The sequence below is a fragment of the uncultured Pseudophaeobacter sp. genome (genome assembly GCA_905479575.1).
Lineage (GTDB): Bacteria > Pseudomonadota > Alphaproteobacteria > Rhodobacterales > Rhodobacteraceae > Pseudophaeobacter.
In genome coordinates, this window is record CAJQNB010000030.1 from 20897 (window position 1) to 30905 (window position 10009).

Annotated in this window: 10 protein-coding genes; 2 read left to right on the forward strand and 8 right to left on the reverse strand. The window is 56.7% G+C overall.

The genetic code is table 11. The features are described from left to right. Positions 1 to 22: 22 nt before the first annotated feature. The 8 genes from QZ268_RS09675 to QZ268_RS09710 form a co-directional block, all read right to left on the reverse strand. Complete coding sequence (locus QZ268_RS09675; protein ID WP_295451573.1) at positions 23 to 889, reverse strand: hypothetical protein; 867 nt, start codon at positions 887 to 889, stop codon at positions 23 to 25. Between the two features lie 225 nt (positions 890 to 1114). After that, positions 1115 to 1468 (reverse strand): H-type lectin domain-containing protein, encoded by a 354-nt coding sequence (locus tag QZ268_RS09680; RefSeq protein WP_295451575.1) that lies wholly within the window; start codon positions 1466 to 1468, stop codon positions 1115 to 1117. A 155-nt stretch (positions 1469 to 1623) separates the two neighbouring features. Beyond that, positions 1624 to 2037: a F0F1 ATP synthase subunit epsilon gene (locus QZ268_RS09685; protein WP_295451576.1), complete on the reverse strand. Its 414-nt coding sequence runs from the start codon at positions 2035 to 2037 to the stop codon at positions 1624 to 1626. Positions 2038 to 2048: 11 nt separating this feature from the next. Continuing rightward, entirely contained in the window at positions 2049 to 3473 is a 1425-nt protein-coding gene (gene atpD / locus QZ268_RS09690; RefSeq protein WP_295451579.1) for a F0F1 ATP synthase subunit beta, read from the reverse strand. A gap of 21 nt (positions 3474 to 3494) precedes the next feature. Then, entirely contained in the window at positions 3495 to 4373 is an 879-nt protein-coding gene (locus tag QZ268_RS09695; protein ID WP_295451581.1) for a F0F1 ATP synthase subunit gamma, read from the reverse strand. Positions 4374 to 4385: 12 nt separating this feature from the next. Then, entirely contained in the window at positions 4386 to 5924 is a 1539-nt protein-coding gene (gene atpA / locus QZ268_RS09700) for a F0F1 ATP synthase subunit alpha (RefSeq protein WP_295451583.1), read from the reverse strand. Continuing rightward, positions 5925 to 6485, reverse strand: a complete 561-nt coding sequence (locus tag QZ268_RS09705) for a F0F1 ATP synthase subunit delta (protein ID WP_295451585.1) — start codon at positions 6483 to 6485, stop codon at positions 5925 to 5927. Between the two features lie 492 nt (positions 6486 to 6977). Beyond that, entirely contained in the window at positions 6978 to 7724 is a 747-nt protein-coding gene (locus tag QZ268_RS09710) for a methyltransferase domain-containing protein (RefSeq protein WP_295451588.1), read from the reverse strand. Between the two features lie 61 nt (positions 7725 to 7785). Between QZ268_RS09710 and gloB the strand changes: the two genes are divergently transcribed. Then, positions 7786 to 8553, forward strand: a complete 768-nt coding sequence (gloB, locus tag QZ268_RS09715; RefSeq protein ID WP_295451591.1) for a hydroxyacylglutathione hydrolase — start codon at positions 7786 to 7788, stop codon at positions 8551 to 8553. A 201-nt stretch (positions 8554 to 8754) separates the two neighbouring features. Beyond that, positions 8755 to 10009, forward strand: a 1255-nt coding sequence (locus QZ268_RS09720; protein ID WP_295451592.1) for an AAA family ATPase, incomplete at its 3' end; no start/stop codon positions are given.

Below are 10009 nucleotides of genomic sequence, written 5' to 3' on the forward strand. Positions count from 1 at the left end.
GCGGACTCAGGCACACATCACCTCAGTTTGGAGGGTTCACTGGGAGTATTCTTTTGAATTCTCCTTCGGCGTCCCGTCCAATCTTGATGCTTTCCAGCAGCCATGTGACTTGTTCGCTTGCGAGATCAGTGATCTCCGTATCCTTTATTTCGTTCCAGAGGAGGTAAAGGTAGGAGTTGCCAAATCCGGCCATTTGGGGCGCAACGGAGGGAGGTGCCGGCCGGTTCACATCGACATCATTTCGAAAATATGCGAAATTCCAAGAGTGAATAACATCCTCCCAGTCTTCACCGATCACGCCTATTGAACCTTTCGGCGCCTTCATAGATCGAATTTGATGTTCTGGGCGTTGCGCGATGACATTGCGGTAGGGCTGCCCATAGAATTCTGTTAGCCGGTCATCTGGAAAATCTTCGCCGACGATCCAGTCCAAGCCAATCGTCCTTCGACGGAGCTCAAAAGAAAGCTGATCGAATTTGAACAGATCACCCGTGCTGTTGCTGTAGGAGAGAAGCCCGTAACGACTATCGGGATGTCCCATTTGGTTCACTCTAGCGACAAAGCTTTCAAGAGGGCGATCAGACCAAAACCGTTCATCAAGTTTGTCCGGCCTTCTTAGGCTGGTTACCGCTAAGTCTCCGAATACCTCCTTGTGTTTACTCCAGAGCTTTTCAATGTCGTGGTTGTATCCGTTCTTCACCGACACGCCATTGAGGATAAGGCCAGCCTTGAGAAGCTTTTCGATTGTTTGTAGCGCTTGCCACCAAAATTCTTCATTGATTCCGTAGGTCTTTGCAAATCGCGCAAAAAAGTAATTTCGGTCGGACGGCGCAACAAAAAACTTGTGCGCAAAGACAGACTTGAAGTGATTCAGAGGGGTATCGAACATTGGTATTCCTCAGAAAGTTCGCGAAATAGGCAATCGGAAGTCGTCGTTGTTACAGTAGCTTGAATGTCAGTCGTTGTGGCACCTTCACAGCAGAGTGCGCGATTTTTTGGCTTCACTCTGGGAGGGTCAATAAATTCCGACTGCGGTCATTGAGGCACATCGGGCGAACGACCGTTCCGTCCGCATAGCTGACCTTTGCGATAACACAAGCCCACCCCGCAACCCTCAATCCACGTCATCCCAGTCGTCATCGAAGGGCAGCTCGCCCATGGCGATCCAGGCGGTGCGCAGGCGGGCGATGCGGCTGTCGGCCCAGGTGCGGAACACCACTTCAAAATCCGTGGTGGTGATATTCTCCGTTACCAGCTCGGCACGGATGGCGGCGCTGGTGTCCATATCCCAGAGCGAGATCGAGACCTGCACCGCAGGTGGGCGGCGATAGGCTTCCTGGAATGTCACCAGCTTGCGCCGCTCGCGGGCGCCCTCGCCGGTCCACATGCTGCCGCCGCTGTCGAATTCGGAAAACAACACCAGTTCGCCCTGGTCAATTCCAATCCGTGGATTGCGTAGTCGTTGCATGTCTTATCGTTCCAGCTTTGGTCTATCCGCGCGAAATCACGGTTCGGCCATTAAAAACCAAAAAATTCTAAGATTCAAAAAACAAAACCGGCCCATCAAGAAGAAGGGCCGGTTTCTAAGTCTCGAGAACACACTGGGCGTGCATCCATGGGCCGTTACAGGCTCATATGTGTGCCCAGGGCCTCCATGTCCGACAGCAGCTTAGCGGCTTCCTCGACGATGTCGTGGGGCTGCTCCGCTTCCTGCGCGGTTTTATACATGTTACGAGCCTCTTCGATCAGCTCGTCCAGATGGGCGCGGGTCATCTCATCCATTGGGATCGCCTTCTCAGCGAGGACCGAAAGGGCCTCAGCGCTGATTTCGGCAAAACCGCCAGTGACCACAAACTCCGAAGTGCCTTGCGAGCTTTCAACCCGCAGGACACCCGGACGCAGGGTGGTGATGGTGGGTGCATGCATCGGCATAGCCGTCATGTCACCCTCCGCGCCGGGGATCTGCACCGCGTTCACCTGGAGCGACGCTAGGCTGCGCTCCGGGCTTACGAGGTCAAATTGCATGGTATCAGCCATCAGGGCCCTCCTTAGGCCGCGTCAGCAGCCATTTTTTCGGCTTTTGCGATCACTTCGTCGATGCCGCCAACCATGTAGAAGGCGCCTTCGGGCAGGTGGTCGTATTCGCCAGCCACAACGGCCTTGAACGATGCAATGGTGTCTTCCAGCGGAACCTGTTTACCGTCGGCACCGGTGAAGATTTTTGCAACGTCAAACGGCTGGGACAGGAAGCGTTCGATCTTACGCGCACGGGCCACGGCCAGTTTGTCGTCTTCAGAAAGCTCGTCCATGCCGAGAATGGCGATGATGTCCTGCAGCGATTTGTAACGCTGAAGGATCTGCTGAACGTCGGTGGCAACAGTGTAGTGCTCGTCACCAATGATCAGTGGATCCAGCAGACGCGATGTCGAACCAAGCGGGTCAACCGCAGGATAGATCCCTTTTTCCGAGATCGCACGATCCAGAACGGTTGTCGCATCCAGGTGCGCAAACGAGGTTGCAGGCGCAGGGTCGGTAAGGTCATCCGCAGGAACGTAAACGGCCTGAACGGAGGTAATCGAACCGTTTTTGGTCGACGAGATCCGTTCCTGCATCGCACCCATGTCGGTGGCCAGTGTTGGCTGGTAGCCAACCGCCGAAGGAATACGACCCAACAGAGCAGACACCTCGGAACCCGCCTGTGTGAAGCGGAAGATGTTGTCCACAAAGAACAGAACGTCCGAGCCACTGTCATCACGGAACTGTTCCGCCAGGGTCAGACCCGACAGAGCAACCCGCATACGCGCACCGGGAGGTTCGTTCATCTGGCCGTAGACCAGGGCAATTTTAGAATCGACCAGGTTGTCAGGAACGATAACGCCGGATTCGATCATCTCGTGATACAGGTCGTTGCCTTCACGGGTCCGCTCACCCACACCGGCGAACACGGACACACCAGAGTGCACCTTCGCGATGTTGTTGATTAGTTCCATGATCAGAACGGTTTTACCAACGCCGGCACCGCCGAACAGACCAATTTTACCACCCTTGGTGTAGGGGGCCAGAAGGTCGATAACCTTGATGCCTGTGGTCAGGATCTCGGTTGCGGTGGACTGATCAGCGAAAGAAGGCGCATCGCCGTGGATACCACGGGTTTCGGTGGCCTCTACGGGGCCCTTTTCGTCAACGGGTTCGCCGATGACGTTCAGGATACGACCCAGTGTGGCGTTGCCCACTGGAACCGAGATAGGCGCGCCAGTGTCGGTCACGTCCTGTCCGCGCACCAGACCTTCGGTTGCGTCCATAGCGATGGTACGGACTGTGTTCTCACCCAGGTGCTGAGCAACCTCGAGAACCAGGTTCTTACCGTTGTTGTCGGTGGTCACAGCGTTGAGGATTTCCGGCAGGGCATCCTCGAACTGCACGTCCACAACGGCGCCAATCACCTGCGTGATTTTGCCTTTTGCGTTTGCCATGTGTTTGTCTCCGGTTGTCTCTTAGAGCGCCTCAGCGCCCGAAATGATTTCAATCAGCTCGTTGGTGATGACGGCCTGACGCGAGCGGTTGAACTCGATGGTCAGCTTGTCGATCATCTCGCCAGCGTTACGGGTGGCGTTATCCATCGCACTCATCCGGGCACCCTGTTCGGATGCACCATTTTCCAGCAGCGCCGAAAAGATCTGGGTCGATACGCCACGGGGCAGCAGGTCGGCAAGGATCGCCTCTTCGCTGGGCTCGTAGTCGTAAACGGCCGCGGATGTCTCTTCAGCGGCACCGCCCTCGTAAGAGGCCGGAATGATCTGCTGCGCTGTTGGCACCTGGGTCACGACGTTGACGAACTCTGCAAAGAACAGAGTCGCAACATCAAATTCACCAGCGTCAAAGCGGGTCAGGATATCCTTTGCGATGTCCTGCGCGTTGGCATAGCCGATGCGCTTAACTTCGCTCAGGTCCACGTGGCCGATAAAATCATCAGCCAGATCGCGACGCAGCGCGTCGCGGCCCTTTTTACCAACGGTCAGGATCTTGACCGTTTTGCCAGCCGCTTTCAGCTCCTGCGCCTTTTGGCGCGCCAGTTTGGCGATATTGGCGTTAAAGCCACCACACAGGCCCCGCTCAGCGGTCAGGACAACAAGCAGTTGAACCTGATCGCTACCGGTGCCGCGCAGCAGTTTTGGCGCGCTATCGCTGCCACCAACAGAAGAGGCAAGCCCCGCCATAACGGCGTTGAACCGCTTGGTGTAGGGACGTGAATCTTCAGCAGCTTCCTGGGCGCGGCGAAGTTTCGCCGCGGCCACCATTTGCATGGCTTTTGTGATCTTACGAGTGCTTTTGACACTCGCGATCCTGTTTTTCAGGTCCTTGAGATTTGGCATTGCCTTATCCCCTTAAGCGAAATCTGCGGCGAATTCGTCCAGCGCTGCTTTGATTTTGTCGGCGGCATCGCCCTTGATCTTTGGATCTTCGGTCGAAATCCACTCGAGCAGATCAGCGTGCTTGCCACGCAGATGCGCCAGCATGCCTTCTTCATAGCGGCCCACGGACTTTACGTCGATCTTGTCGAGGTAGCCTTGGGTGCCGGCGAAGATCACGCAAACGATTTCTGCGTTGGTCAGCGGCGAATACTGCGCCTGCTTCATCAGCTCGGTCAGACGGGCACCACGGTTCAGCAGCTGCTGAGTGGCGGCGTCAAGGTCAGACCCAAACTGTGCAAAGGCCGCCATTTCGCGGTACTGAGCCAGTTCCAGTTTCACCGGACCCGCAACAGACTTCATCGAGTTTGTCTGGGCCGAGGAGCCAACACGCGAAACCGACAGACCGGTGTTCACAGCAGGACGGATGCCCTGGTAGAACAGTTCGGTTTCCAGGAAGATCTGACCATCGGTGATCGAGATCACGTTGGTTGGAATAAAGGCGGAAACGTCACCACCCTGGGTCTCAATAACGGGCAGAGCCGTCAGGGAGCCAGCGCCGAAGTCTTCGTTCAGCTTGGCCGAACGTTCCAGCAGGCGGGAGTGCAGATAGAAAACGTCACCAGGATAGGCTTCACGTCCGGGCGGACGACGCAGCAGCAGCGACATCTGACGATAGGCAACAGCCTGCTTGGAAAGGTCATCATAGATGATCAGACCGTGCTTGCCGCTGTCACGGAAGTATTCCGCCATCGCGGTGGCCGCATAGGGGGCCAGGAACTGCAGAGGCGCAGGATCGGACGCGGTTGCAGCAACCACGATCGAATATTCCATCGCGCCGGCTTCTTCCAGCTTTTTCACCAGCTGAGCAACAGTCGAACGCTTTTGACCAATCGCGACGTAAACGCAGTACAGTTTCTTCGACTCATCGTCGCCTGCTGCATCGTTGTAGGATTTCTGGTTCAGCATGGTGTCCAGCGCGATGGCTGTTTTACCAGTCTGACGGTCACCAATGATCAGCTCACGCTGGCCACGGCCAACGGGGATCATCGCATCAACAGATTTCAGGCCTGTCGCCATCGGCTCGTGAACCGATTTACGTGGGATAATGCCTGGTGCTTTGACATCGGCAACGCCACGCTTTGCAGCGTTGATCGGGCCTTTGCCGTCCAGGGGGTTACCCAGACCGTCAACAACGCGACCCAGCAGTTCGGGGCCAACGGGAACGTCCACGATCGAGTTGGTGCGCTTAACAGTGTCACCTTCTTTGATGTCGCGGTCGGAGCCAAAGATAACGATACCAACGTTATCGGCCTCCAGGTTCAGCGCCATGCCCATAATTCCACCAGGGAATTCGACCATTTCACCAGCCTGAACATTGTCGAGACCGTAGACGCGGGCGATACCATCGCCAACGCTCAGCACGCGACCAATTTCAGCCACCTCGGCTTCCTGACCAAAATTATTGATCTGGTCTTTTAGGATCGCAGAAATTTCTGCTGCTTGGATACCCATTTATCCGACCTCTTTCATTGCATTCTGTAGGGAGTTGAGCTTGGAGCGGATCGAGCTATCGATCATCTTTGAGCCCACTTTAACGACGAGACCGCCAATGATGCTATCATCGACGGTTGCATTGATGGTAATCTTTTTGCCTACGCGCTCTGCCAAAGTTTTGGCCAGCTTTTCGCTCTGGGTCTTGGTCAGCGCCTTGGCAGAAACGACCTCGGCGGTCACTTCACCGCGGGCCTCAGCCAGACGATCCCGCAGAGCGGAGATCAGCGCTGGAACCACAAACAGACGGCGCTTTTGCGCCATCAGAGCCAGAGTATTGCGCAGAACGGGCGCCAGGCCCATTTTATCCGCAACTGCCGCAATCGCGGCACCCTGCTCATCCCGAGAAATCAGCGGAGAGCTGATCAGGTTTTGCAGGTCGTCACTGTCAGCCAGGGCAGCTGCCAGATCATTGATGCTGGTTTCAAGGCTATCGAGCGCCTTGCTTTCTTCGGCGATCTCAAAGACCGCAGTGGCATAGCGCGCAGCAATGCCTGCTGAAATCGAAGCTGGTTCGGACACGTCCACCCTTCCGACATTTGGCCCCGGTTGGCATGTCTGCGAGCAGACGGCGTCCGGGGGCGTGAGCAAGCCCCACCAAAAGCGGCAGGGCGTTAAAATCAGCGTGGATGTAACAGAGCCTTAGCAACCTATCAACTGTCTATAGCCCCTAGGGTGAATTCCGTGACTTCAATGTTTTCAGACAGTTAGCCAAACTGCGGCTGTTTGCCCCTCTAAACAAAAGCATTTTTATCTACGTTACGGCAGCAATTTACGATTCCTGACTGCGTAAAAACGACACTATTGCCCCCGATAGTCCTGCCGGATGCTGCCAGCATTCAAGCCTCCGTTACAAAAAGTTACACACAGAATCATCTTCGCACCGCTCTTCCTCCCGCGGCAAGCGCCCCTCGACCGGCGCAAGCCTGCCCCGGATTGGGTGGGCCATTATTCGCCAGGCGCAGGATTTCATGCGGGCAGGCAAATACAGGGGTCGGCTAATACAGGGGCAGCTCAGGCGGGGTCTGGCAAGGGATTCGACAACCCCTCAAGAACCCGGATCGGATTGGCACGCTTGACCTTGGTCATATGCCCATGTTGCGGGTGGGTCTGTTTGCTGACCTCGACCATAAACACGCCCCCCGCCAACATCGTTGGCAACCGCCGCCCGACCCGCTCAAACAGGGCACCCGACTTGAGCCAGAACCGTTTCTGGCTTGGCATCCGATATAGCGCAGCGGCATGGCGTTCGATGGTGAACTCATGCAGGCGCAGCTGGTTTTCAAGCTGGATAAGCGTATAGGGGCGTCCATAGCCAAAGGGAGTCTTGTCAGACCGCGCCCAGAACCCGGCCCGGTTGGGCACCACAAAGATCGCCCGCCCCCCTGGTCCCAGAACCCGGCGACATTCCTCCAGCAACTGGGATGGCCGCTCCGAGGTCTCCAGCCCATGCATTACCACCAGGCGATCCACCCGCCCCGTTTCGATCGGCCAGCTGGTCTCTTCACACAGGACCGACACATTGGGCATGCCTGCAGGCCACTGCATCACCCCTTGGGGCCCTGGCATCAAGGCAATGACCCGGCGCGCCTCAGCCAGATAGGGCCGCATCAAGGGGGCGGCAAAGCCAAACCCCGCGACGGTCTGCCCTGCGGCCTCTGGCCAGAGCTCCAACAATCGGTTCCGCACCGAGGCCTGCGCCGCACGGCCCAGAGTACTGCGGTAATAAAAATTCCTAAGATCCTGAACATCAAGATGCATTGCGGGTGCCTGCTGCTTGGGCCAATCTATGCGCAGTGTAACAATGGTGAGGCGAAAAACCATGCCCCTGGAAATCATTACCCTGCCCTGTCTCTCGGACAACTATGCCTATCTGCTGCACGATGCCAAGAGCGGTCAGACCGCTTTGGTGGATGCGCCGGAAGCAGCCGCGGTGAAAACAGCGCTGAGCACCCGTGGCTGGGGCTTGGATGCGATCCTGCTGACCCACCACCACTATGATCACATCGACGGCGTGGACGAGCTGCGCCGCAGCTATGGCGCCAAGGTCTATGGCGCCAAACCGGACACCCACCGCCTGCCACCGCTGGACCATGCGCTGGACTATGGCGCCCGCTTTGAATTGTTTGGCGAAGAGGTCCAGGTGCTGGATGTCTCGGGCCACACCATTGGGCACATCGCCTTTTTCCTGCCCGAGAGCCAGGCTGTCTTTACCGCAGACAGCCTGATGGCGCTTGGCTGTGGTCGCCTGTTTGAAGGCACGCCAGACATGATGTGGGACAGTCTCAACCGTCTGATGGCACTGCCGCCGCAGACCATGGTTTACTCTGGCCATGAATACACCCAGTCCAACGCCCGTTTTGCGGTTACAATTGAGCCTGACAATGCCGCCTTGCAGCTGCGCGTTGATGAAATCACAAAAAAACGCGCCAAAGGCGAAGCCACTGTTCCGTCGCGATTGCAGCTGGAACTGGACACAAATCCGTTTTTGCGGGCTCATCTGGATAAAGTCAAATCAGCCATCGGCATGGAAGGCGCTGGAAACGCGGATGTTTTTGCAGAAATTCGTCACAGGAAGGACACGTTCTAGCCCCCGCGACCACGGTTTGAGCCTTCAAGGGCCGGGTGCAATTCAACCGCTTTAAAAAGAAATGTGACCCAAATTTGAAAGAAAGTCCTTGAAGCTGCCGCTCTATCAACCAAACTCTAATACTATGAGGACATGGTTGATGCACGGGGAAGAGGCAGAAAGCCGATGCCCCGGTCAACCCAAGAACAGAGGAGCACGCCCGTGCCTTCATTCTCGAGCACACTAGAACAAGCCATTCACGCCGCGCTCGCGCTGGCGAATGAGCGGCGCCATGAGTTTGCCACGCTGGAACACCTGCTGCTGGCTTTGATCGAAGAACCAGAAGCTGCCCGCGTCATGCGCGCCTGTGGTGTTGAGCTGGGTCAGCTGCGCGCTTCGCTGATTGAATTTGTTGACGAAGATCTCGCCAATCTGGTGACGGATGTTGATGGATCCGAAGCGGTCCCGACAGCAGCCTTCCAGCGGGTTATTCAGCGCGCCGCCATCCACGTGCAAAGCTCTGGCCGCACCGAAGTCACCGGGGCCAACGTTTTGGTCGCGATCTTTGCAGAACGCGAGAGCGACGCGGCCTACTTCCTGCAGGATCAGGATATGACCCGCTATGACGCGGTGAATTTCATTGCCCATGGCGTGGCCAAGGATCCCGCCTTTGGCGAATCCCGCCCGGTCACTGGCGCCCCCGAAAGCGAAGAGGAGGCCATGGGCTCTCCCCCGCCCGGCGAAGGCGACAAAAAAGAAAGCGCGCTGGATAAATACTGCGTCGATCTCAACGCCAAATCCCGCGAAGGCGACATTGATCCGCTGATCGGCCGCAGCCATGAGGTGGAGCGCTGCATCCAGGTGCTGTGCCGCCGCCGCAAGAACAACCCGCTGTTGGTGGGGGATCCCGGTGTTGGCAAAACCGCCATTGCCGAAGGTCTGGCGCGCAAGATCGTTCAGGGCGAAGTCCCCAAGGTTCTGGCCGAAACCACAATCTTTTCGCTCGACATGGGGGCGCTGCTGGCCGGCACCCGCTATCGCGGCGACTTTGAGGAGCGTCTCAAAGCAGTGGTAACAGAACTGGAAGATCATCCCGATGGCGTGCTCTTCATTGATGAAATCCACACGGTGATTGGCGCTGGTGCCACCTCTGGCGGTGCCATGGATGCCTCTAACCTGCTGAAACCTGCGCTACAGGGCGGCAAGCTGCGCACCATGGGCTCCACCACCTACAAAGAGTTCCGCCAGCATTTTGAGAAGGATCGCGCGCTCTCCCGTCGGTTCCAGAAAATTGATGTGAATGAGCCGACGGTCGAAGACACAGTGAAAATCCTCAAGGGTCTCAAGCCCTACTTCGAGGATCACCACGCGATCAAATACACGTCCGACGCCATAAAAATGGCTGTCGAGCTTTCGGCGCGTTACATCAACGACCGTAAATTGCCAGACAAGGCAATCGATGTGATCGACGAGGCCG